Origin of the sequence: Citricoccus sp., from assembly GCF_035445025.1 — a bacterium.
Taxonomy (GTDB): domain Bacteria; phylum Actinomycetota; class Actinomycetes; order Actinomycetales; family Micrococcaceae; genus Citricoccus.
On record NZ_DAOMPX010000012.1, the window covers coordinates 52,087 to 75,008 of the forward strand.

Consider the following 22,922-nt stretch of genomic DNA (forward strand, 5'->3'; position numbering starts at 1 on the left):
TCCATGCAGGAGGTGATCGCCGTCGTCGGGCCCACCGGGACCGGGAAGTCCGACCTGGCGCTGGACCTGGCCGAACGCCTGGGCGGGGAGATCGTCAACACGGACGCCCTGCAGCTCTACCGCGGCATGGACATCGGCACGGCCAAGCTGCCCCCGGCCCAGCGGCGGGGGATCCGGCACCACCTCCTGGACGTCCTGGAGGTCACCCAGGAGGCCTCCGTGGCACGGTTCCAGGGTGCCGCGCGCGAGGTGATCGAGGACATCACCCGGCGGGGACTGAGGCCGGTCCTCGTCGGCGGGTCCGGGCTCTACGTGCGGGCCGCCCTCGACGAGCTCGAGTTCCCGCCCACGGACGCGGTCGTCCGGGCCCGCTTCGAGGAGCTGGCCGCGCGGGTGGGCCTGGACGGGATGCGCGAGCGACTGCGCGACGTCGACCCGGCCAGCGCGGAGCGGCTGGGCGACGTCCGCCGCGTGGTCCGTGCCCTGGAGGTCCATGAGCTCACCGGCCGGCCCTTCTCCTCCTTCATGCCCCGGCGCACCTATCTGCGGCCCACCGTCCAGATCGGCCTGGACCTGGACCGCGCCCGGTTGCATGCCCGCCTGTACGGGCGCGTGGTGGGCATGGTGGAGACCGGGCTCGTCGACGAGGTCCGGGACCTGGACGCCGCCGGCCTGCGGACGGGGAAGACCGCGTCCAGGGCCATCGGTTATGCCCAGGTCCTGCAGGTCCTCGACGGTCAGGCGGACCTGGACTGGGCCATCGAGGACACCGCGACCGCCACGCGCCGCTTCGCCCGCCGGCAGCTGACCTGGTTCCGGGCCGACCCTCGCGTGACGTGGTTCGACCCGACCGAGCCGCACCTGCTGGACCGGGTGCTGGCGCACCTGGGCGGACAGGTCCCGCCTAGACTGGCTCCATGACCCTGCCGATCGCCCAGGACCCCGACCGCCTGCGGACCGCCCTCGACCAACTGGGCGGCCTGCGCTATGCCAAGGGACAGGGCACCGGCAACGACTTCGTGCTCGTGCCCGATCCGGACGGGGAGACCGAGCTGTCCCCGGACCACGTGGCCGCCCTGTGCGACCGGCACTTCGGCGTCGGCGGTGACGGGCTGATCCGGGTGGTGGAGTCCTCTCATCTCATCGAGGGACGCGACCTGCTGCAGGACCACCCGGAGGCCGTCTGGTTCATGGACTACCGCAACTCGGACGGTTCCGTGGCCGAGATGTGCGGCAACGGCGTCCGCGTCTTCGTGCACTACCTCGCCGAACGCGGCCTGGTGGACCTGGCACCGGGGCAGGAACTCACCATCGGGACCCGCGCCGGGGTCCGCACCGTGACCCGGTTGGAGGACGGTTACGCGATCGACATGGGGCTGTGGAGTCTCATCGATCCCGAACTGGCCCGCGAGAGCGCCTCCGACTCGCTCGTGCTCGCGGCCGGGCTGGTGGACCCGCGGCCCGCCCTGAGCATCTCGCTGGGCAATCCGCACACCGTCGTGGCGCTCGCCGAGCCCGCCGAACTGGCGGCCCTGGACCTCACCCAGCAGCCGTCCGTGGACCCGGTGCCGCCCAACGGCACCAACGTCGAATTCGTCGTCGCGGCCGACCCGCTGTTCCACGGCGACGTCGGCCGGGTGGACCTGCGCGTGCACGAACGCGGCGTGGGCGAGACGCTGTCCTGCGGTACCGGTGCCTGCGCGGCCGCGGCCGCCGTCCGCCTCTGGGCCGGGGACGAGACGGCCACCCGGTGGCAGGTGGGGGTGCCCGGTGGCCTCGTGGGCGTGGATTTCCGCGCCCAGCCCGACGGCACCGAGCACGTGATCCTCTCCGGTCCGGCCGAGCTGGTCTTCGAGGGCACGGTGCTGTGAGCCCGGTCCGCTGGACGGTGCGGCCCGAGGACTCCGGAGGAGGGGACCGGGCGGCCGTCCGCCGCGTCGTGGAGGCCGCCTTCCCGACGCCGGCCGAGGCCGACCTCGTGGACGCCCTGCGCAGGGATCCGGGCGCCTGGCTGCCCGGGCTGTCCTGGGTCGTCGCGGACGCCCGCGACCCCGACGCCGGCCCCGTGGGACATGCACTGATCACCCGGTGCCACGTGGGCGGGGAACCGGCGGCCGCCCTCGCCCCCTGCTCCGTTCTCCCTGACCACCAGGGCCGCGGGGCGGGCACCGCGGTGATCGAGGCCGTGCTCTCGGCCGCGCGGGAGGCCGGGGAACGCCTCGTCCTCGTGCTGGGGCACGCCGGGTACTACCCGCGCTTCGGGTTCCGGCCGGCGTCGGGCCTCGGGATCAGCGCGCCGTTCGAGGCGCCGGACGAGGCGATGATGGCGCTCGTGCTCGGCGAACCGGTGCCCTCCGGACCGATCGCCTACCCGCCCGCGTTCGGGGTCTGAGCACGCATCCGTGGACCGGCGGGGGTCACCGCCCGAGGGCAACGGCCGGGATGACCCGCTGTCCTCCGCGCGGCCGGCGCGTTCCCGCACCCCGCCCCGGCCGGACGGGCCGGCTCAGGCGCGTTCGACCAGCAGGATCCGGAACCCCTTCTCCGTGGCGTGCCGGGAGACGCTGAACTCACCGGGGTGCCGTTCCTCCAGGGCGGACCGGATCCAGGGGAGCAGGGAGTCGGCCCCCAGGTTCTTCTGGACCACGAGGAAGGCCCGGCCTCCGGGTGCCAGCCGGGGGAGCCACTGCAGCAGGATCCCGTGCAGGGCCTCCTTGCCCACGCGGATCGGCGGGTTGGACCAGATCAGGTCGAACCGGGCGGACTCCGCCACGTCCTCCGGCCGGCACACGGTGACGCGGTCCAGGCCGAGGGCGGCGGCGTTGTCCCGGCACAGATGGGCCGCCCGGTCGTTGACCTCCACGGCGGTGACCTCCGCCTGCGGGCTGGACAGCCCGAGCGTGAGCGCCAGCGGTCCCCAGCCGCAGCCGATGTCCAGGAACCGGCCCGACGGCGGCGGCTCGGGGACGGTGCGGAGCATCGCCGCCGTGCCCTTGTCCAGGCCCTCCGGCGAGAAGATGCCGTTCGCCGTCTGCACCGCGACCTCCCGGCCGGCCAGGGTGAGCGTGATCCGGCGTCGACGCTCGGGCGTGGCGGGGTCGGCGGAGAAGTAGTGTGCGGAGTCCATCACCGCCCGATGTTACTTGACAGGGGCCATATACTGGACGGCATGTGGATTTTCCTGCGCTGAGCTGGCGTGAGCGACTGCTCACGGCTCCGGACCGATGACTCCCCGCGCTGACGGGTCGAGGATCGCTCCGTGATGGCAACCCACCCATCCAGCACCGTCCCGAACGCCCCGCCGCGGAATCGGCGTCGTTCGACGTGCACCCGCTCGGCCCCGCGCAGCGCCGCGGCCGACGGCCGATTCCCCGGGAGGTCCACCCATGGCCCCGAACAACCCCATCCCCAGCGGCACGCCAGACCCTTCGGGCGTCCGTCCGAGCGACTACCCTAGATACCACGCATCTTCCAAGGAGACCATGACCGAGAACCCCCAGCACGGGAACGACCAGCCGGACGAGACCCAGATCCAGGACGTGATCGAACGTATCCTGGCCGCCGATGCGGCCAGTGCCTCCGTCGAGCACGGCGTCAGGCCCACCGAGGGCCGTGCCCTGGCCCTGTCCGACGGCGACGACGGGCACACCGAGGCCGACGGTGAGCAGTTCGACCTCGCCGAGCGCCAGGCCCTGCGCCGGGTCACCGGGCTCTCCACCGAGCTCGAGGACATGTCCGAGGTCGAGTACCGGCAGTTGCGCCTCGAGCGCGTCGTGCTGGCCGGGCTCTGGTCCGAGGGCACCGCCGCGGACGCCGAGAATTCCCTGCGCGAGCTGGCGGCGCTCGCCGAGACCGCGGGCTCCGAGGTGCTCGACGGCCTCATCCAGCGCCGCCACACCCCCGATCCGGCCACCTTCCTCGGTAAGGGCAAGGCCGAGGAACTGCGGGACATCGTCGCGATGACCGGCGCGGACACCGTGGTCGTGGACTCGGAGCTGGCGCCCTCCCAGCGGCGTGCGCTCGAGGACGTGGTCCGGGTGAAGGTCATCGACCGCACCGCCCTGATCCTGGACATCTTCGCCCAGCACGCCAAGTCCCGTGAGGGCCGGGCCCAGGTGGAGCTGGCCCAGCTCGAGTACCTGCTGCCGCGACTGCGCGGCTGGGGTGAGTCCATGTCCCGTCAGGCCGGTGGCCGGGCGGCCGCCGGCGAGGGCATCGGCTCCCGCGGTCCCGGTGAGACGAAGATCGAGCTGGACCGCCGGCGGATCCGGACCCGGATGGCCAAGCTGCGCCGGGAGATCGCGGCCATGAAGCCCGCCCGCGAGACCAAGCGGGCCAACCGCCGCCGCAACAGGGTGCCGTCCGTGGCGATCGCCGGATACACGAACGCCGGCAAGTCCTCACTGCTGAACCGGTTGACCCATGCCGGGGTACTGGTGGAGAACGCCCTGTTCGCCACCCTGGACCCCACCGTGCGCAAGGCGGTCACCCCGGACGGGATCGGCTACACGCTCTCGGACACGGTCGGGTTCGTGCGGTCCCTGCCCACCCAGTTGGTCGAGGCGTTCCGCTCGACCCTCGAGGAGGTCGCGGACGCGGACGTGATCCTGCACGTCGTGGACGCCTCGCACCCGGACCCGGAGGGCCAGATCGCCGCGGTCCGCACCGTGCTGGCCGAGGTGGACGCGCGCCGGATCCCCGAGATCATCGTGCTGAACAAGGCCGACGCCGCGGACCCGGTGGCGATCGCCCGGCTGCGCCAGCGCGAACCCCGCTCGGTGGTGGTGTCCGCACGTACCGGTGAGGGCATCGCCGAGCTCGAGCGGGCCATCGCGGACGCCATCCCGCGTCCGGACGTGGCCCTGGACCTGCTCATCCCGTTCACGGACGGGGACGTGGTCTCCCGGTTGCACTCCCCGGATGCGGACATCATCTCCGAGACCTATGAGTCGGGAGGCACCCGGCTGCGGGTGCTGGTCCGCGAGGACCTCGCCGATGACCTGCGGCGTTTCTCCGTCGACCGGCCGGAACCGGCCGGGGCATGACGGACACGGCACAGCACACCGCTCCGGATCAGGACGTGCTCGCCCGGACCGAGGCCGAGCGGCAGGCCCTGCAGTGGCTGGACGCGGCCGTCGAGGCGACGGGCGGACAGCACCGCGAGGGCCAGCGCCGCATGGTCGTGGAGGTGGCCCGCTCCCTGGAGTCCGGGACCCACCTGCTCGTACAGGCCGGCACCGGCACCGGGAAGTCGCTGGCCTACCTGGTGCCGGCACTGCAGCACGCGGTGGACGCCGAGGCCCCGGTCGTGGTCGCCACCGCCACCCTGGCCCTGCAGGCGCAGATCATGCGCCGGGACGCCCCGCGGTTGCTGGAGGCCCTGCAGGACGAGTTGCCCCGGGAGATGACCGTGGCACTCGTCAAGGGCCGCTCCAACTACCTGTGCCGGCACAAGATCGACGGGGGCTTCCCCGAGGAGGACGGGCAGGCCCTGTTCGGCCTGGCCGACGACGGTGAGGCGATGGTCACCGGTGACGCGGGACCGACCAGCCCGCTGGGCCGGGAGGTCAAGCGGCTGCGCGACTGGGCCGAGGAGACCGAGTCCGGGGACCGGGACGACCTCGAGCCCGGGGTGAGTGACCGGGCCTGGCGCCAGGTCTCGGTCTCGGCGGTCGACTGCATCGGCGCCCAGCGCTGCCCGATGGCCGAGGAGTGCTTCTCGGAACGGGCGCGGGCCGATGCGGCCGAGGCCGACGTGGTGGTGACCAACCACGCGTTGCTGGCCATCAGTGCCTTCGAGGGCCTGGCCGTCCTGCCGGAGTTCGACGCGGTGATCGTGGACGAGGCCCACGAGCTGCAGGACCGGGTCACGGGGGCGGTGACCGGACAACTGTCCGGAGCCATCGTCCAGGCGGCCGGTTCCGCGGCACGCAAGCACACGGCGATCGCGGTCGAGGACCTGATGCAGGCCGGCGTCGGGCTGGACGCGGCGTTCGCCGCCACTCCCACGGGACTCATCCCGCGCGGGCCGGACGAGGTCCAGCAGAACGCCCTGCGGGCGGTCCGGGACGCGGCGCGGCAGGGGCTCAGCGACTCCAAGGGGCCCGGTGGGGCAGGCGGTTCCGCCGAGGCGGCCGACGGTGGCCGGCAGATGGCACGCTCACGGCTCCAGGAGGTCCTCGAGGTGGCCGAGAGGATGCTCGACGCCGTCCCGGACGCGGACTACCCCGAGGTGCTGTGGGCCTCCCGTCCGGGCCGCTTCGAGCCGGGGACCGGATGGGTCCCGGGTGACGAGACCGCCGCGCCGGTGGTGTGCGTCGCCCCGTTGTCGGTGGCCGGCCGGCTCCGGGAGGGGTTGTTCGGCCAGGCGACCACGGTACTGACCTCCGCGACCTTGACGGTGGGGGAGTCCTTCGACCCCGTGGCGGGCTCGCTCGGCCTGCTCGGGCCGGGCGCTCCGCGATGGACCGGGGTGGACGTGGGCAGCCCCTTCGACTACCCGCGCCAGGGCGTGCTCTACGTGGCCCGGCACCTGCCCCGGCCCGGCCGGACCTCCTCCCCGGACGCCTACGACGAGCTCGAGTCCCTGCTGCGCGCCTCCGGGGGAGGGGCACTGTGCCTGTTCTCCTCGAGGCGCGCGGCCGAGGACGCCGCCGCGGAGATGCGCAGCAGGCTGGGGGCGGCGCCCCAGATCCTCTGCCAGGGCGACGCCACCCTCTCGGCCCTCGTCCGCCAGTTCGCCTCCGAACCGGACACCTGCCTGTTCGGGACCATGAGCCTGTGGCAGGGCGTGGACGTGCCCGGATCGGCCTGCCGTCTGGTGGTGATCGACCGCATCCCGTTCCCCCGTCCGGACGACCCGCTGGGGACCGCACGCACCCGGGAGGTCAGCCGTCACGGCGGCAACGGGTTCATGGCCGTCTCGGCCGCCCACGCCGCCGTGAGGCTGGCCCAGGGCGCCGGCCGGCTGATCAGGACCACCACGGACCGTGGCGTCGTGGCGGTGCTGGACCCCCGGCTGGCCACCGAACGCTACGGAGGGTTCTTGCGGTCCACCCTGCCGGACTTCTGGCCGACCACCGACCCGGCTGTGGTGCGGGGCGTGCTGGAACGCCTGCGCGACCCGGCCTAGGGATCACGAGCGGTCGACGGCCGAGAGCAGCTCCAGCACCTCGACCGTTCGGATGCCCCGCCAGTCCAGGCCCTGGCCCGGGCACCACGCGGCCCAGTCGACGTGCCAGCCCCCATCGGACTGCTGGCCCATGACGACCCGGTCGACGTCTGCCCGGAGCTGCCTGTCGGTGAAGAGCAGGCGCGCGGGGGTCGCGGCCCCCGGCTCGATCACCGGGGCCGACCACGGGTCGGCGGCCAGGTCCCAGGGGTGCAGTCGTTCGCCCTCGGCCCCGCCTTCCACCGGCAGCGCACCGTCGCGGTCCAGGCGGGAGCGCCATGTCTCGATCGCCGCGGTCTCGGCAGGACCCTCGGTGCGGGGACCCCGGTCCGCGGCCAGGAAGCGCAGGGCGTACTTGACGGCGTAGGCCGACAGCCCACCCTCCCGCAGCTGGGAGCGGCACCACTCCGTGGCCGCCTCGGCCCACCCGCCGACGAAGCCGGTCCGGAGGGCGGCGGCCGCGAAGCCGAAGGTGAGGTGTGATCCTCCGGGCCACAGCTGTACCCAGGGCGCGTGCGGCCAGGCCAGGGAGGGCTCGGTGACGAAGGGCAGCGAACCGTCGAGCCCGGACGCCGAGGCAGCCCACTCGAGCGCGCTGCGGAACCAGGGATGGTCGGCCAGGTCCCACCCGGCCAGCAGGTCGAGGGCGGTGAGGGTGGCGAGGGGCTCGCTCACCGGGGAGCGGACATCGGGCTCCAGGCCGTGACCGAATCCGCCGTCGGGGTTGCGATACGCGCCCAGCGCCGCCAGGACGCCCTCGGGACCGCCCCCGTGCAACAGCAGGTCCAGGCGACGACGCTCCAGGAGCCGTCCCCGGGTGTAGACGAAGCGCTCGGCGTCCGCCACCCGGACGCCTCTCGGGAAGGGACGGTGGTTCATCGCCGCGCTCCGCATCAGTGTCCCGGTCAGAGGGCCCGCAGGACCGTGACCACCTTGCCCATGACCGTCGCCTCGTCTCCGAGGATCGGCTCATAGGCCGAATTCTGCGGCAGCAGCCACGTGTGCCCGTCGCGCTGCCGGAACGTCTTGACGGTGGCCTCATCATCCAGCAGGGCCGCCACGATGTCACCGTTCTGGGCCGAGTTCTGCTGGCGGACCACCACCCAGTCCCCGTCGCAGATCGCGGCATCGACCATCGAGTCACCGGAGACCTTGAGCATGAACAGCTCTCCCTCGCCGGTGAGCTGGCGGGGGAGCGTCATGACGTCCTCGACCTGCTGGTCGGCCAGGATCGGCCCGCCGGCGGCGATGCGACCGACGAGCGGGACCGGGACGGAGGTGCCCTCCACCGCACCGGTGTGCAGGGCCGTGACCGGAGCCGGGCGGTCGGCGGTGTCCGGGGCGCCGGCCGCGGCCGTCGACACGGGCTGTCCGTCCTCGTCCAGCAGGACCTCCATGGCGCGGGGCCGTCCCGGATCCTTGCGGATGTACCCCCACTTCTCCAGTTGACCCAGCTGATGGGTCACCGAGGACAGCGAGGCCAGTCCGGCGGCGTCACCGATCTCCCGCATCGACGGCGGGTACCCGTGCTGCGCGATGGCCGAGCGGATCGACCCCAGGATGACCCGCTGGCGCGCGGTCAGCGTCCGGGCGGCAGGGGCGGGCTGGGAGTCCGGTTCGGGTCGGGGAGTCCGGGAGGCCATTCGAAGATCCGTTCTTAGCGTGTCCGTGGTGCCGGTTGAGATGTCTCATGGTCGGCCCGCGGGGAGTTGACGGGCCATCACGTGCCTCAGAGGCTACCGGAGGGGCAGGGCGGATTCAAAGATATGTTCGAATAATGTTTGGCGTGTTTCGAACAGACGTGCTAGACAAGAGGGCGAACGGATAGAACACACGTTCGAACAGCCCGGTCGCCCCGGGCGGAGAGGTTGAAGAGCATGAGCACTGCAGCATCGGTCGTGACCCGCACCGCCGGCTCGGCCGGATTCCACCTGAACCGTCGTGGCCGTTTCCTCTTCGTCGGACTCCCGATCCTCGTCGTGGCCGCGCTGGCGGCCGCGGCCGCCGTGTTCCTGGGCGCCCATGCCGTGGCCCCGGCCGCAGCATCGCCGGAGCGCCCCGTGGTCGCCCCGGTCGAGTCCGTCACCGTGGACTACGGTGACACCCTGTGGTCCGTGGCCGGCCAGGTGGCCCCGGACGCTCCGCGCAATCAGACCATCCTGCGGATCGGCGAGCTCAATGACCTGACCGGTTCCGAGCTGCAGCCGGGGCAGGTCCTCTTCGTCCCCCGGGGCTGACGCGGGCACCACCGGAACGTCCGCGGCCTCGGCCGGCCCGTCGCCCGGTTCGAGCCGCGTCAGAGGGGGGACCGTGGCGTGCCATGCACGGACGTCACCGGGGCTCGGGGGACTGACTGAGCGCCTAGGCTGTCTCGGGTGAGTGATGAGGATGCGATCTCGAATCCGGAGGCCCTGGCCGCCCTGCCGTTGCGTGAGAACCTGCGGGGCCTGAGCCCCTACGGTGCGCCCCAGCTGGACGTGGCGGTGGCGCTGAACACGAATGAGAACACCCATCCGGTCCCGGACGAGGTGGTCGCCGCCATCGCGGAGTCGGTGGCCGCTGCCGCCGTGACGCTCAACCGCTACCCGGACCGTGAGTTCACCGAACTGCGCAAGCGCCTGGCGGAGTACCTGGGGCACGGGTTGTCCGCGGCGAACCTGTGGGCCGCGAACGGTTCCAACGAGATCCTGCAGCAACTGCTGCAGGCCTTCGGTGGGCCCGGGCGCACCGTGATGAGCTTCCCGCCCACCTACTCGATGTACCCGCTGCTGGCCGCCGGCACGGACACCCGGTACGTGGCCGGTGTCCGCGGGGAGGACTTCTCCCTGACGGCCGCCTCCGCGGCGGCCCAGGTCGCCGAGCACCGGCCGGACGTGGTCCTGTTGTGCTCCCCGAACAACCCGACCGGCACCGCCCTGGGGCTGGACGTGGTGCAGGCCGTCTATGACGCCACCGAGGCCTACGGGGGCATGGTGGTCGTGGACGAGGCCTATGCCGAGTTCGCCCTCGCCGGCACGCGCTCCGCGCTCACCCTGTTGCCGGGCCGGCCGCGCCTGGTGGTCTCCCGGACCATGTCGAAGGCCTTCGCGCTGGCCGGCGCCCGCCTGGGCTATCTCGCCGCCGCACCGGAGGTCACCGACGCCCTGCGCCTGGTGCGCCTGCCCTACCACCTCTCCGCGGTCTCCCAGGCCACGGCCAACGCCGCCCTGCAGCACTACGACGTCCTGCTCGAGAACGTCGAGGACATCAAGGCCCAGCGCGACCGGATCGTGGAGGGGCTGCGCGATCTCGGTCTGGCCCCGGCCGTCTCGGACTCCAACTTCGTGTTCTTCGGCGGACTGGCCGATTCCCACGCGGTGTGGCAGGGCCTGCTCGAGCACGGGGTCCTGGTGCGCGACGTCGGGATCCCGCACCACCTGCGTGTCACCGCCGGGACCGAGGCGGAGACCACGGCGTTCCTCACCGCCCTGCGGGAGGTCCTGGCCGAGGCACCCGCCACGACGTCCGGCCAGTGACCGGCCCGGTAGACTGGACCACCGGATCCCCCCAACAGCAAGGAGCTGACAGAGCATGGGCGCAGAGCTGATCTCCGGCCGGAAGGCGCGGATGCAGCGCACCACCAGCGAGTCCGACGTCTACGTCGAGATGGACCTGGACGGAACCGGCACCTCCGAGATCTCCACCTCGGTGCCGTTCTACGACCACATGCTCACGGCACTGTCCAGGCACTCGCAGATCGACCTGACGGTCCGCGCTACCGGGGACACCCACATCGACGTCCACCACACCGTCGAGGACGTGGCCATCACCCTCGGCGAGGTGCTCAGGACGGCGCTGGGGGACAAGAGGGGCATCCGCCGCTTCGGCGAGGCCTCGGTGCCGCTGGACGAGGCCCTGGCGCGCGCCGTCGTCGACGTCTCCGGCCGACCGTACCTGGTGCACGAGGGCGAGCCCGAGGGCCAGCAGTACCACCTGATCGGCGGACACTTCACCGGGTCCATGACCCGGCACGTGTTCGAGTCGATCACCTACCACGCCTCCATCTGCCTGCACATGGACCTGGTCCGCGGCCGGGACCCGCACCACATCGTCGAGGCCCAGTTCAAGGCCTTCGCCCGCGCCCTGCGGGCCGCGGTCGAGGACGACCCCCGGGTCACCGGGGTGCCCTCCACCAAGGGTGCGCTCTGATGGCCGGTGTCACCGGCGCCGCCCGTCCCACCGTCGCCGTCCTGGACTACGGGTCCGGCAACACCCACTCCGCCGTGCGCGCCCTCCAGCGCGCCGGGGCGGATGCACGACTGACCGCGGACGCGGACGAGGTGATGAACGCCGACGGGCTCGTGGTCCCCGGAGTGGGCGCCTTCCAGTCCGTCATGGCCGCCCTCAAGGACCTCGGCGCGACCCGGTGGATCGGCCGGCGGGTGGCCGGGGGCCGGCCCGTGCTCGGCATCTGCGTGGGTCACCAGATCCTCTTCGACGCCGGCGTGGAGCACGGCGTGCGCACCGAGGGCATGGGCGAGTGGCCCGGCGTGGTCGAGGCCCTGCCGGCGCCGATCGTGCCCCACATGGGCTGGAACACCGTGCGCCCGGCCGAGGGCTCCGCGCTCTTCCGGGGCATCGAGGACGAGCGCTTCTACTTCGTGCACTCCTACGGCGTCCTGAAGTGGGAGTTCGACCAGGCCCACGAGAAGATCGCCCCGCCCAAGGTGACCTGGGCGAACCACGGAGGGGACTTCATCGCCGCCGTGGAGAACGGCCCGCTCGCCGCCACCCAGTTCCACCCCGAGAAGTCCGGTGACGCCGGGATGCAGCTGCTGGCCAACTGGCTCGGAACCCTCTGATGCCCTTCTGGTCCACCCTGCTCATCGCCCTGGGCGGGCTGCTGATCGGTGGCGCCTGGTCGCTGCGCCAGCAGAAGGCGCCCGTATGGCTGCAGGTCGGCTTCCTCGTGTGCGCCGTGCTGGCGATCATCGCCGGTTTCGTCACCGCCTCGTCCTAGACCACCTCGTCCGATCGAACCGAGAGGAACCCCCTCATGAGCCAGACCCCGCAGAGCGCACCGGCGCTGGAACTGCTGCCCGCCGTCGACGTCCAGGACGGCCAGGCCGTGCGCCTCGTCCAGGGCGAGGCCGGCTCCGCCACCTCCTACGGCGACCCGCTCGAGGCCGCCCTGGCCTGGCAGAAGGCCGGCGCCGAGTGGATCCACCTGGTGGACCTGGATGCCGCCTTCGGCCGCGGGGACAACCGGGACGTGATGTCCCGCGTGGTGGACGAGCTCGGCGTGAAGGTCGAGCTCTCGGGTGGCATCCGGGACGACGCCTCGCTGGAGAACGCCCTGGCGATGGGTGCCACGCGCGTGAACCTCGGCACGGCGGCCCTGGAGGACCCGGAGTGGACCGCGCGGGTCATCGAGCGCTTCGGCGACCAGGTCGCGGTCGGCCTGGACGTGCGCGGCACCACCCTGGCCGCGCGCGGCTGGACCAAGGAGGGCGGTGACCTCTGGGAGGTGCTCGACCGCCTCGAGCAGGCCGGTTGCGCCCGCTACGTGGTCACGGACGTCACCAAGGACGGGACGCTGAGGGGCCCGAACACCGAGCTGCTGGCCGAGGTGTGCACCAAGACGCCGAAGCCCGTGGTGGCCTCCGGTGGCATCTCCTCGCTGGAGGACGTGGCCGCGCTGTACGCCATGGTCGGCCGGGGCGTGGAGGGCGCCATCATGGGCAAGGCCCTGTACGCCGGCCGGTTCAGCCTGGAGCAGGCCCTGCTCGTGTCCCGCGGCGTGAGCGTGGAGGACGCCGTGAAGCAGGCCCCCATCCAGTGACCGGCCAGGACCGGGAGCGCCACCTGCCCGGGCACATCGAGGCGGCCATCCGGCGCAACCTGGAGCGCCAGCACCGGGACGAGTCCGGCCGCCCGGCGGACTCCGCGGGCGTCGCCTGGGAGGGCCGGGACCTGGGCGGGGCCGGGATCGACGGCTCGGCCAACCCGTTGCACGCCTTCGACACCGACGACGGCACCGCGGACCCGGCCTGGGGCCCGGTCCTGGACCGGTTGGCGGCCGGTGAGGCCGGCGAGGCCGAGGTCGTGGACGCCCTGTCCCGCATGCGGGTCTTCGCCGCCGTGCTGCCGACCGTGGCCGAGCACGACGACCACGGTGGTGACGGGCCGCACGGGGACGGACCGCACGGGGACAAGGAGGCGGACGTCGCGCTGGTGACGCTCAGGGCCCCCGACGGCCGGGCCGCCCTGCCCGTGTTCACCCACGTCCCGGCGCTGACCGCCTGGCACCCCGAGGCGCGGCCGGTGGCGACCTGGATGCCGCGGGCCTGCCTGTCCGCCGTGGACGAGGGTGCCGAACTGGTCGTCGTGGACCCGGCAGCCGAGCGCACGTTCGTGGTGCGCCGCCCGGCTGTCTGGGCACTGGCCCGGCAGCAGGCCTGGATCCCGTCCTACCAGGACACCGAGCTGGCCGAGGAACTGGCGTCCGTGGTGGACCTGGTGCCCGGGCTCGCGAGGATCGCGCTGACGCCGGGGGCCGGCGTGGCCTCCCGGACCGCCTCCGGCGCCGTGCTGCCCGGTGGGGGCTCCGGACCGGAACTGCGGCTGGTGGCCTACCCGGACCCCGCGCTGGCGACCTCCGGCGACGAGGCCGCGCTGCGGCTGATGGCCGCCACCCTGCAACAGGTGCTCGGTGAGGTGCCGGCCCTGGCCGAGCGGGCCGACTCCGTGGAGATCACGGTCAGCCGGTAGTCCCGGGACCCTCCGGTACCCGTTCGCCGTCCTCCAGGGCGCAGCCCAGCCGGGAGAAGACCCGCAGCAGGGTCTCGGTCTCCTGCTCGTCGAGCCGGTCCATGAACAGGTCCTTCACCTGGCGCGCGTGCAGGGTCGCTGCCTTGCGGAACAGGCTCCGGCCGGCGTCGGTGATGACGGCCTCCGAGCCACGGCCGTCCTCCACGCAGGCGCGACGCTCCACGAGCCCGCGCTTCTCCAGGGTCTTGACCTGATAGGTCACCCGCGAGGGCGAGAACACCATCAGGCTGGCCAGCTCGCCCATGCGCAGGTGCCCGCCCGGGGCCTCGGTGAGCAGCAGCAGCAGGTTGTAGTCGGCCAGGTGCAGGTCCACACCCGCCTTCAGGCTCCGCTCGAGGCGGTCCTGCAGCAGGGCGGTCGCCTCGAAGTAGGCGCGCCAGGCCTGACGGGAGGTGTCCGCCGGCTGCCGTCCCGGGACCGCGCTGCGGGACCACGAGCCGGTGTCACTCTCCGCGGAGGAGCTGGTCAAAGGGAATCACCTCCAGGGGTGCGGGCGCACCGGAGGCCCGGCGCGGGCGGGCGGGGAACCGTCCGACCACCGAGGCCAGGTCCGCCCCGGCCGCGGCGATGCGGGTCTGCAACGGCGTGGTGCGGGTGGAGGCCTGGCCGCCCTCGACCTCGCCCCAGTCGTCCGAGGCGGCGAAGATCCCTGAGGAGAGCACCTTGGTGCGCAGGTAGCTGAACAGCGGGCGCATCGCCGTGTCGATCATCAGCGAGTGCCGCGGCGTGCCGCCGGTCGCGCCGAGAAGCACCGGGACGTCCCGGACGGCGTCGTCCTCCACGAGGTCCCAGAAGGACTTGAACAGCCCCGAGTAACTGGCCTTGAAGGTGGGGGAGACGGCGATGATGCCGTCGGCCTGGGACACCTCCTCCAGGGCCGCCTGCAGCGCCTCGGACCGTGACGGGTTGACCATCGCCTCGGCGATGTCCGTGGCCAGCAGGCGCAGCTCCACCACGTGCACCTCCGGGACGATTTCCTCGGCGGAGAGGCGGTCAGAGGCGGCGGCGGCCAGCCGGTCGGCCAGCTGGCGGGATGACGACGGGTCGCCCAGCCCGCCGGAGACCACCACCAGGTGCCGGGCCTGCGGGGTGAACGGGTCGGTGGACTCGGGTGCGCCGAACGCCTCCGGGCCGCCGAGGTCCGGTAGCTCCTCCACGGCTCAGGCCCCGGCCTTCTCGGAGGCCTGGGCCTTCTCGGCGCGCTCCTGGGCGTCCTTCCAGGCCTGTGAGCCCTCCGCGCCGCCGGGCACCGGGTCCTCGCCGCGCTCGTGGCGGGCCACCAGGAACTCGTGGGTGGGGGCCTCCGGGACGTCGGCGGGCTTCAGGGCGGCGAACTCCTTGCGCAGCACGGGCAGGACCTCCTCGCCGAACAGGTCGATCTGCTCCAGCACCACGTCCGTGGGCAGTCCCGCGTGGTCGATGAGGAACATCTGGCGCTGGTAGTCGCCCACCCAGTCCCGGAAGGACAGGGTGCGCTCGATGACCTGCTGCGGGGAGCCCACGGTCAGCGGGGTCATCCGGGTGAACTGCTCCAGGGACGGGCCGTGTCCGTAGACCGGGGCGTTGTCGAAGTAGGGGCGGAACTCGTTGACGGCGTCCTGGGAGTTCTTGCGCATGAACGCCTGGCCGCCCAGGGCCACGTAGGCATGGTGTGCCTTGCCGTGGCCGTAGTACTCGTAGCGTTGGCGGTAGAGCTGCACCATCTGGATCACGTGTTCCTTGTTCCAGAAGATGTTGTTGTGGAAGAAGCCGTCGCCGTAGTAGGCGGCCTGCTCGGCGATCTCGGCCGAGCGGATGGAACCGTGCCAGACGAAGGGCGCGACGCCGTCGAGCGGCCGGGGGGTCAGGGTGAAGTCCTGCAGCGGGGTACGGAAGCGGCCCTGCCAGTCGACGTTCTCCTCGTGCCACAGCCGGTGCAGCAGGTGGTAGTTCTCCACGGCCAGTGGGATGCCCTGGCGGATGTCCTTGCCGAACCAGGGGTAGACCGGGCCGGTGTTGCCGCGGCCCATGGTCAGGTCCACGCGGCCCTCGGCCAGGTGCTGGAGGTAGGAGTAGTCCTCGGCCAGGCGCACCGGGTCCATCGTGGTGATCAGGGTGGTCGCCGTGGACAGGATCAGCTTCTGGGTCTGGGCGGCCAGGAACGCGAGCAGGGTCGGCGGGTTGCCGGGGGCCACGAAGGGCGGGTTGTGGTGCTGGCCCGTGGCGAAGACCTCGAACCCGGCCTGCTCGGCGTGCTGGGCGATCCTGACGGTGTCCTTGATGCGCTGGTGTTCGGTGGGCGTGGTGCCGTTGGTCGGATCGGTGGTGATGTCACCGATGGTGAAGACGCCGAACTGCATGGTTGCTCCTCGAGTGGTGTGCCGGTGCTCTGGTGGCCTGCCATCAGATTAGTGCAAATTTGAATCACCTGTACAACCGTCCCCTGGGCAGGACTATTCCCGACGGCGGCCGGGCCCCGCAACGGACCGGGTGCGCTCCGGGTGCGCGATCGGCCGAGGGGGCCCCGAGGTCACCGACCCGTCCGGGCGGGCCACCGGGTGCCCCGGGCCGACCTGCGCGTTCGCCACCCCACCCGGATAGCATGCTGGGGTGAACTTCGCCGCCTACGGACACCTGCTGCGGGACCAGCGGATCCGCCGCGTCCTCGGCGTCGGGTTCGTCGCCCGGTTTCCCAACGCCGCCCTGGGCATCATCCTGACCCTGCACGTGGCCGTGACCCTGGGGGAGGGGTACGGGGCGGCGGGGCTCGCCGTGGCGGCCATGACCCTCGGCATGGCCGTGGGCTCCCCGTGGCGCGGCCGGCTGGTGGACCGGCTCGGCCTGCGCCGGGCCCTGGTGCCGTCCGTGGTCACCCTGGGGGTCATCTGGACCGCGGTGCCGTTCCTGCCCTTCGCCTGGCTGCTCGTCGGGGCTTTCCTCGGCGGCCTGTTCGCCGTGCCCGTCTTCTCCCTGGTGCGCCAGTCCATCGGCGTGCTGACGCACGGCGCGCGGCGCGAGACCGCCTTCGCCCTGGACTCGATCATCACCGAGACGATCTTCATGATCGGCCCCGCCGTCGGTGCCGTCGTCGCCACGGCCTGGTCCAGCGCCTGGGGGATGGCCATCGTCGGGTGGTCCGCGACGCTCGCCGGGCTCTACCTGATGTGGTTCAACCCGCCCACTCGCTCCTCGCAGCTCGCCCGCCCCGGCAGCAGTGGGGAGTACACGGCCGAGGAGGACCTGCGCCGGGCCGTGGACGGCGCCGTCCACGGTGCCCCGGCCCACCTGGACCTGACCGCCACCGAGGTGCCCACGGGCGCCATCCCCGTCATCCGGGGGGAGGACCACCGGCCCGGCACCGGGGCGGACGAGGGCGTCCGCACCGGCCCGTTCGCCCGCCTAAAGGCCTCGTTCGGCTGGCTCAGCGGCACTGCGCTCGCGGTCCTGGCGGTCTCGATGGGCTCGGGCATGCTGATGTCCGGCACCGAGGTGGCGATCGTCGCCGAACTGGAGCGCTCCGGGCAGGCCGCCCAGGCCGGCGTCGTCATTGCGTTCTGGTGCGGTGCCTCCGCGGTGGGCGGCATCCTCTACGGCGCGCTGGGCCGTCGGCTCTCGCCGCTGCTGCTCCTGACGCTGTTCGCCCTGGGGACCCTGCCGATGGCCCTGGTGGACGGCGTGTGGGCCCTGGCGGTCATCTCCCTCATCGGGGGACTGTTCACGGCTCCGACGCTGGCGGCCGCCTCCGCCCTGATGGCGCACGTGGTCTCCGAAGACCGCCGCGGCGAGGCCATGGGCTACTACGGATCGGCCATGACCGCCGGGGCCGCCCTGGGTGCCCCCGCCGCCGGGGCGTTCATCGACGGCATCTCGGCCGAGGCGGGCTACGTGTTCGCCGCGGCCGTGGCGCTGCTCATGGTGGGACTCGCGGTCCTGGCACGGACGATGCTGCGGCGGCGCCGCAGGGCCCGGGCCTAAGGGCTCGGGCAGGCTGGCGCCGCGGCAGGCCACCGGACGCCTCGCGGACGGCGAGGGCTGAACGGGCCGGGCATCCCGGGGTCGACCCGACTCGCGGCCCCCGGTGGTACGGTCGGCACCGTGAGCGCTGAGGACCACGCCGCCGATCGCTGTGCCCACACGGCGGCCCCGGCCGTCGACCTGCCGGATTTCCCCGTCCCGAGCCACGATCCGCGCGCCGTCTCGGACGCCATCCGGCCCGATGCGCGGATCGCGCTGTCCTCGTCCGGGGCGATGGTGCTGCTGCGGCATGTCGACGTGGTCGCGGCCGCCCGGGACCCCGAGGTGTTCTCCTCGGCCGTCTCCCGGTTCCTGCAACTGCCCAACGGCCTGGACGGGGAGGAACACGCCGCGTTCCGCCGCCTGATCGAGCCGTACTTCACCGCCGAGCGCATGGCTGCCCTGGAACCGGGGGTGCGCGAGGCCGCACGGCAGGTGTGCGCTGAGGTGACGGGCGCGGCGGGGGTGGGCACCGGGGCCGTGGGGTGTGACGCGGTCGGCGAACTCGGCTCCCGGTTCGCCGTGCGGGCGATGATGCGATGGCTCGGGTGGCCGGCGGGCCTGGAACCGACCCTGCTGGAGTGGATGGCGGACAACCAGACGGCCACCCGGTCCGGGCGGCTGGACGCCACCGCGGACGTGGCCCGGCGGTATGACGAGATCATCCGGTCCGTGCTGGCACCGCGGCGCGGCAGGGGCGGTGACGCGGACGGCAGTCGCCAGGACGTGACGGCGGAGCTGATGAGTGACCGGGCACTGGGCCGGCCGCTCCGGGACGAGGAGCTGGTCTCCGTCCTGCGGAACTGGACCGGTGGGGACCTGGGTTCCATCGCCTTGAGCCTCGGTGTGGTCCTGCACTACCTGGCCACCCACCGGGTGCTCCAGGCCCGGATCCGATCGGGCCTCACTCGGCGCGAGCTCACCGCGATCGTGGACGAGATCCTGAGGATCGACGACCCGTTCGTCGCCAACCGGCGCATGACCACCTGCCCGGTCTCCCGGGGCGGACTCCAGGTGGCCGCGGGCCAACGGGTGGTCCTGAACTGGACGTCGGCGAACCGCGACGAGGAGGTCTTCGGCGACCCCGACCGCTTCGATCCGGACGGCAACGCCGGGAACAACCTGGTGTACGGCACGGGTCCGCACGTGTGTCCCGGCCGGCCCCTGGCCACCCTCGAACTCTGCGTGGCGGTGGAGGAGATCGTGGCGGCCTTCGCGGACATCACCCTCGACCCCGTCCTCCGGCCCGAGCGGTCCATCACGCCGAACGGTGGGTTCTCGTCGGTGCCGGTGGTGCTGACCCCGGCTCGGTGACGTCCAGTGCGAGCTGGACCGCGACGCCGGGGGCGGGGTGCTCGGACGTGACCATGACGGCTCGTCCCGGAACCTCTCGGACCCGGTGGAGAGTGGGCCAGACCATCCGCTGCTCGGGGGTGGAGCCGGCGGGGAGATAGAAGCGGGTCGGCACCTGTCCGAGCACGCGCCCGCCGGCCAGCTCGCGGCCACCGAACAGGGCGACGGCGAGCAGGGACGGCGGGTGATCGCGAAGGAGCAGCGACAGGTGTTCCTCCGCGGTCTCGTATCCGGTCCCGACGCGCAATCCTGCCCACCGGCCCCAGGCGGTGACGACCAGGCGCACCGGCCGTCGCGCCGCCAGGTCCTCCCGGACGTCCGCCAGCACAGCCCCGAGCTGCTCGGCAACGGCCAGCGCCGGGGAGAGGACCGTCCACCGGCCGGGGGAGCGGTGTTCACCAGTTCCGATGCTGAACGGGACCCCCTCGGGAAGGATGTCGCCATCGCCGTCCAGGACCACGGTGCGTGGAGCGGTGGGCGATCCGGTGGGTGTCACCGAAAGGCCGACCAGCTGACGGAGGGTGGACCGTGCCGCGTCCCGGATCCCGCCGGTGTCCGTCCCGATCCAGGCCGCCGGGCCGTCCCGGCCCGGACTCCAGACCACGGGCCCCTGTCGTCGTGCACCCGGGGCGTCGGCCAGCCCCACGACGACGGCACCGGGGTGTGCGAGGCGCTCGGCAGCCGTCGGGCACCAGCGATCGGGCAAGGCCGGCATGACGACCGGTTCGGGTATGGCGAGTCTCCCTCGCTCGACGCCGCAGCGGATCCGGTCGACGATGCCGGGCCAGTCGGCCGGCCCGCCCCCACCCGGGTCACCCCCTGGAGCACCGTCGCGACCGTCCCAGGGGACCAGGTCTGGTGGACCTGGCGGTGCGGTGAACCGGCCGGCCCGGAAGGCCCGGGGAGGCGCGCCGCCGTGCCGGATGAAGGCCTGCCCGGGGGAGTCGGGGCCTATGGAGTGCGCCTGGGGGGATCCGAGCAGATCCCAGGATTCCTGTTCGGTGGCCGTCCTCAGGCAGACGATCGTGCCCAGGTTGGAGCGGACGTCGGGGCCCACCGCGCCCTGGGCTCGCTGGGTGGCGAGCACGAGGTGGAAACCGAGGGAGCGGCCGGTGGCCGCCAGCCGCGCCAGGACCGCTGCCGACTGGGGATGGTCCTCGACGAGGACACGAAGCTCGTCGATGGCCACGACCAGCCGGGGCAGCACCTCTCCAGGGTGTGAACGGCGGTACGCGGCGTAGTCGACGCTCCCGGCCGACAGGAAGAGTTCTTCCCGGTGACGCAATTCGGCCGTGAGGGCGTCGAAGGTCCGCAAGGACTCGGCCTCCACCAGGTTGGTCTCGACGGACATCGTGTGCGGGAGTCCGGACAGCGGCGCGAACGATGATCCGCCCTTGAAGTCCATCAGCACGAAAGACACCTCGCCCGGGGGGTAGGCCGCGGCCAGCCCGGTGAGGACGGTGAGCAGCAGCTCGGACTTGCCCGATCCCGTGGTCCCCGCGATCAAGGCGTGCGGACCCTCGCGGACCAGGTCGAGGCGGACCGGATCGGTGCCACCGGTGAGCGGTGACCGCAAGGACGACACCGCCGTGTCGGGGCGGTCGCGCAGCGGGAGCTCCATGCGGGGCGGTGACGGGGGCACGCGAGGGCGCGGGGAACCACCGAGCTCGTCCACGAGCCAGCCCGCGGTCGAGGCGGACATGCCGTGCCACCGGAGGTCCTCATAGTCCAGGCCGCCGACGGTGGCGCGGGCCTGATCGGGAAGTATCCGATCACCCCCGGTCCGGTCGTCCCCGCCATCCTCCGCGCCGCCGAGCACGACGCGGTGCCAGCCCGCCGGTAAGGCTCCCTCCGCTGCTCCGGCGTGCAGGACGGCCGTGCCCTCGGCCGCCGTGATGCCGCCCCCGAAGTAGGCGTCGCCAGCCGCCCTCCGGACGAGGACGCCGCGGGACGTGGCAACCGCGTCCCGGCACAGCTGGACCACCAGCCAGTGGGAGATCGCCTCCACCGTCGAACGCTGCCCGATGACCCGGGTCGTCCCCCCGGGATGCAGGTCGGTGATGACTGGCAGGGTGGCCCGTGACCACGCCGACCAGTCGGCACCCTCCCGGCCCGTCGCCAGAGGCAGCGTGGCGGTGCCGGTACCCCAGCGGATGAGTGGCGGCGCAGCGGCCGGTCCGAGGGTGCCGAAACGATCCGTGGCGGCCGACCGGGCCGCAAGGGCCACCGCGCCGGGGGCGGGGGCCAACGCCTCCAACCGTTCCCCGAGGCGAGCGGCCTCCGCGGTGATCCGGCGGCCGTGTGCGGACCGGGCCGAACGGTGCTGGGCCCACATCACGCCGGCAACCCCCACCGAGATGAGACTGAACAACAGGAAGTACCAGTGACCGGTCACCACGGCCAGCACGAGACCGATGACCAACGGCCCCAGGGCCATGACGGCCTGCATGACGACGTTCGGGCGCGTAGGTTGTTGGCCGGGATCAAGGGTGAGTGACGGTAACGGTGCCCTGGCGGGCAACGGTTCGGGCCGTCCCCGAACGAGGCGGAACCCCGAACTGCCCTCCCTCCACGGGGAGAAACCCGTCCGGGGCGGGCCGTCGCCGTCGGTGGCCGGGTTGGCGCGGGATCCGGCGAGGCGGACGATCCGGACGCCGTCCGGTTCGACGACGGCCCGGAAGTGGGGTGCGGACAGGAAGGGGTCGGCGATCCTCAGTTCGGAGTGGTTGCGGCCCACCGACACCCCGGACCGGGGCAGGGGAGCCAGCAGCCCGGCGTCGGGCCCGTCCTCGACCACCAGCACGACCTCCGGGCCACTCTCGCGCCCGGTGACCGGACGTACTGAGGGGCGGGCGACCACGCACAGGGTGGGGCTCGGACCCAGGACGTCGGTTCCCGCCTCTTCCAGCGGTCTGCCGCACACCGAGAAGCGGTACCCGGGCAGTCGACGCCGTAACAGTGCGTCCCATCGCGGCCCATCGGAACCCTCCATGTTCCGTGCCGACCACCAGCACGGCACGCCGTCCGCAAGGCCCAGGATGCGCACTCGCATGGATGCCACCTCCTCCGGTCCCGATCGCCGTGGCGGGCACCAGTCCTGTGTTCGCAGGCGATGCCACTGTCCCGGGCCCACTCTCATCCACGGAAAAGACACGTCGCGCGCGCTCGCCGTCAGGGTGTGGACGACACGCCCGGTGGACGTGGCCCGGCCGTGCCGCGGGTCGGATTGTCCACAGCCAATGCTGAGGTGACATGCGCGTTCCCCGAGGGGGTCGGTAGTCTCGATGGGAGGGATGAGGCCCGAACAGGGCATGCATGGAGGGGGAACCATGGACGCCGTCCGAATACTGACCGATGAGGTCCGCGAACTGATCCGCCGACGCGGCATGGATCCGCTGAGCGAACCGGACGAGGTACGCCGCCTGGTGCTGGACGCCACTGCCGACTACGACGCGCGCTCGCTCATCGGTTCCCTGCCGCTGCTGGCAGACTGGGACGAGGCGGCCCGGACGGTCTTCGACGCCGTGGCCGGGTACGGCGCACTGCAACCGCTGCTGGACGACGACTCTGTCGAGGAGATCTGGATCAACGCCCC

21 protein-coding genes and 1 pseudogene are annotated in these 22,922 nt (G+C 72.7%); 15 read left to right on the top strand and 7 right to left on the bottom strand.

Going from position 1 to position 22,922, the window contains the following annotated elements; translation table 11 throughout:
* Positions 1-3 precede the first annotated feature (3 nt).
* The 3 genes from miaA to PLJ28_RS06095 are packed head-to-tail and all read left to right on the top strand — an operon-like array spanning position 4 to position 2,392.
* Entirely contained in the window at positions 4-921 is a 918-nt protein-coding gene (miaA, locus tag PLJ28_RS06085) for a tRNA (adenosine(37)-N6)-dimethylallyltransferase MiaA (RefSeq protein WP_298043934.1), read from the top strand.
* Entirely contained in the window at positions 918-1,871 is a 954-nt protein-coding gene (gene dapF, locus PLJ28_RS06090) for a diaminopimelate epimerase (protein ID WP_298043931.1), read from the top strand. The genes miaA and dapF overlap by 4 nt, the downstream gene beginning before the upstream one ends.
* Positions 1,868-2,392: a GNAT family N-acetyltransferase gene (locus PLJ28_RS06095; protein WP_298043929.1), complete on the top strand. Its 525-nt coding sequence runs from the start codon at positions 1,868-1,870 to the stop codon at positions 2,390-2,392. Before dapF ends, PLJ28_RS06095 begins: the two co-directional genes overlap by 4 nt.
* Positions 2,393-2,506: 114 nt before the next feature.
* Here the strand turns inward: PLJ28_RS06095 and PLJ28_RS06100 are convergent, their stop codons facing one another.
* A complete protein-coding gene (locus tag PLJ28_RS06100; protein ID WP_183524365.1) occupies positions 2,507-3,127 on the bottom strand; it encodes a class I SAM-dependent methyltransferase in 621 nt (206 codons plus the stop codon).
* 355 nt (positions 3,128-3,482) lie between these two features.
* On the opposite strand from PLJ28_RS06100, the gene hflX reads away from it, so the two are divergent.
* Both hflX and PLJ28_RS06110 read left to right on the top strand, forming a co-directional pair.
* Positions 3,483-5,045, top strand: coding sequence for a GTPase HflX (hflX, locus tag PLJ28_RS06105; protein WP_183524368.1), 1,563 nt, complete (start codon positions 3,483-3,485; stop codon positions 5,043-5,045).
* Positions 5,042-7,132, top strand: a complete 2,091-nt coding sequence (locus PLJ28_RS06110) for an ATP-dependent DNA helicase (RefSeq protein ID WP_183524371.1) — start codon at positions 5,042-5,044, stop codon at positions 7,130-7,132. The genes hflX and PLJ28_RS06110 overlap by 4 nt, the downstream gene beginning before the upstream one ends.
* Before the next feature lie 3 nt (positions 7,133-7,135).
* On the opposite strand, the gene PLJ28_RS06115 is transcribed toward PLJ28_RS06110, so the two are convergent.
* Together PLJ28_RS06115 and lexA are read right to left on the bottom strand one after the other, a co-directional pair.
* Positions 7,136-8,050, bottom strand: coding sequence for a hypothetical protein (locus PLJ28_RS06115; RefSeq protein WP_183524374.1), 915 nt, complete (start codon positions 8,048-8,050; stop codon positions 7,136-7,138).
* A 26-nt stretch (positions 8,051-8,076) separates the two neighbouring features.
* Positions 8,077-8,814, bottom strand: a complete 738-nt coding sequence (gene lexA / locus PLJ28_RS06120) for a transcriptional repressor LexA (protein WP_183524376.1) — start codon at positions 8,812-8,814, stop codon at positions 8,077-8,079.
* Between the two features lie 234 nt (positions 8,815-9,048).
* Between lexA and PLJ28_RS06125 the strand changes: the two genes are divergently transcribed.
* The 7 genes from PLJ28_RS06125 to PLJ28_RS06155 all read left to right on the top strand — a co-directional run bounded on the left by PLJ28_RS06125 (position 9,049) and on the right by PLJ28_RS06155 (position 13,921).
* Positions 9,049-9,408: a LysM peptidoglycan-binding domain-containing protein gene (locus tag PLJ28_RS06125; RefSeq protein WP_183524379.1), complete on the top strand. Its 360-nt coding sequence runs from the start codon at positions 9,049-9,051 to the stop codon at positions 9,406-9,408.
* A 138-nt stretch (positions 9,409-9,546) separates the two neighbouring features.
* Entirely contained in the window at positions 9,547-10,686 is a 1,140-nt protein-coding gene (locus tag PLJ28_RS06130; RefSeq protein ID WP_183524382.1) for a histidinol-phosphate transaminase, read from the top strand.
* Between the two features lie 55 nt (positions 10,687-10,741).
* Positions 10,742-11,359: an imidazoleglycerol-phosphate dehydratase HisB gene (gene hisB, locus PLJ28_RS06135; RefSeq protein ID WP_183524385.1), complete on the top strand. Its 618-nt coding sequence runs from the start codon at positions 10,742-10,744 to the stop codon at positions 11,357-11,359.
* Positions 11,359-12,012, top strand: coding sequence for an imidazole glycerol phosphate synthase subunit HisH (gene hisH / locus PLJ28_RS06140; RefSeq protein WP_183524388.1), 654 nt, complete (start codon positions 11,359-11,361; stop codon positions 12,010-12,012). Before hisB ends, hisH begins: the two co-directional genes overlap by 1 nt.
* On the top strand, positions 12,012-12,170 hold the full coding sequence (locus tag PLJ28_RS06145; RefSeq protein WP_183524391.1) for a CG2302 family histidine operon protein: 159 nt from the start codon (positions 12,012-12,014) through the stop codon (positions 12,168-12,170). The genes hisH and PLJ28_RS06145 overlap by 1 nt, the downstream gene beginning before the upstream one ends.
* A 36-nt stretch (positions 12,171-12,206) precedes the next feature.
* A complete protein-coding gene (gene priA / locus PLJ28_RS06150) occupies positions 12,207-12,992 on the top strand; it encodes a bifunctional 1-(5-phosphoribosyl)-5-((5-phosphoribosylamino)methylideneamino)imidazole-4-carboxamide isomerase/phosphoribosylanthranilate isomerase PriA (RefSeq protein WP_183524394.1) in 786 nt (261 codons plus the stop codon).
* Positions 12,989-13,921, top strand: a complete 933-nt coding sequence (locus tag PLJ28_RS06155) for an SseB family protein (RefSeq protein ID WP_183524397.1) — start codon at positions 12,989-12,991, stop codon at positions 13,919-13,921. The genes priA and PLJ28_RS06155 overlap by 4 nt, the downstream gene beginning before the upstream one ends.
* Here PLJ28_RS06155 and PLJ28_RS06160 read toward each other — a convergent pair.
* From PLJ28_RS06160 to PLJ28_RS06170, 3 genes are read right to left on the bottom strand one after another with little or no spacing between them, the layout of a single operon-like run.
* Complete coding sequence (locus PLJ28_RS06160) at positions 13,911-14,450, bottom strand: MarR family winged helix-turn-helix transcriptional regulator (protein ID WP_183524400.1); 540 nt, start codon at positions 14,448-14,450, stop codon at positions 13,911-13,913. The genes PLJ28_RS06155 and PLJ28_RS06160 overlap by 11 nt on opposite strands.
* Positions 14,425-15,138 carry an FMN reductase gene (locus PLJ28_RS06165; protein ID WP_298043913.1) on the bottom strand — a complete coding sequence of 238 codons (714 nt, stop codon included), beginning with the start codon at positions 15,136-15,138 and terminating at the stop codon, positions 14,425-14,427. Before PLJ28_RS06165 ends, PLJ28_RS06160 begins: the two co-directional genes overlap by 26 nt.
* Positions 15,139-15,141: 3 nt before the next feature.
* Positions 15,142-16,320, bottom strand: a complete 1,179-nt coding sequence (locus PLJ28_RS06170; protein WP_298043910.1) for an LLM class flavin-dependent oxidoreductase — start codon at positions 16,318-16,320, stop codon at positions 15,142-15,144.
* A 250-nt stretch (positions 16,321-16,570) separates the two neighbouring features.
* Between PLJ28_RS06170 and PLJ28_RS06175 the strand changes: the two genes are divergently transcribed.
* A complete protein-coding gene (locus PLJ28_RS06175; protein WP_298043908.1) occupies positions 16,571-17,935 on the top strand; it encodes an MFS transporter in 1,365 nt (454 codons plus the stop codon).
* A gap of 120 nt (positions 17,936-18,055) precedes the next feature.
* Positions 18,056-19,288: a cytochrome P450 gene (locus tag PLJ28_RS06180; RefSeq protein ID WP_298043905.1), complete on the top strand. Its 1,233-nt coding sequence runs from the start codon at positions 18,056-18,058 to the stop codon at positions 19,286-19,288.
* On the opposite strand, the gene PLJ28_RS06185 is transcribed toward PLJ28_RS06180, so the two are convergent.
* Positions 19,233-22,379, bottom strand: coding sequence for an FtsK/SpoIIIE domain-containing protein (locus tag PLJ28_RS06185; protein WP_298043903.1), 3,147 nt, complete (start codon positions 22,377-22,379; stop codon positions 19,233-19,235). The genes PLJ28_RS06180 and PLJ28_RS06185 overlap by 56 nt on opposite strands.
* 277 nt (positions 22,380-22,656) lie before the next feature.
* Between PLJ28_RS06185 and PLJ28_RS06190 the strand changes: the two are divergent.
* Positions 22,657-22,922, top strand: a pseudogene (locus PLJ28_RS06190) (CpaF family protein); the annotation flags it as partial.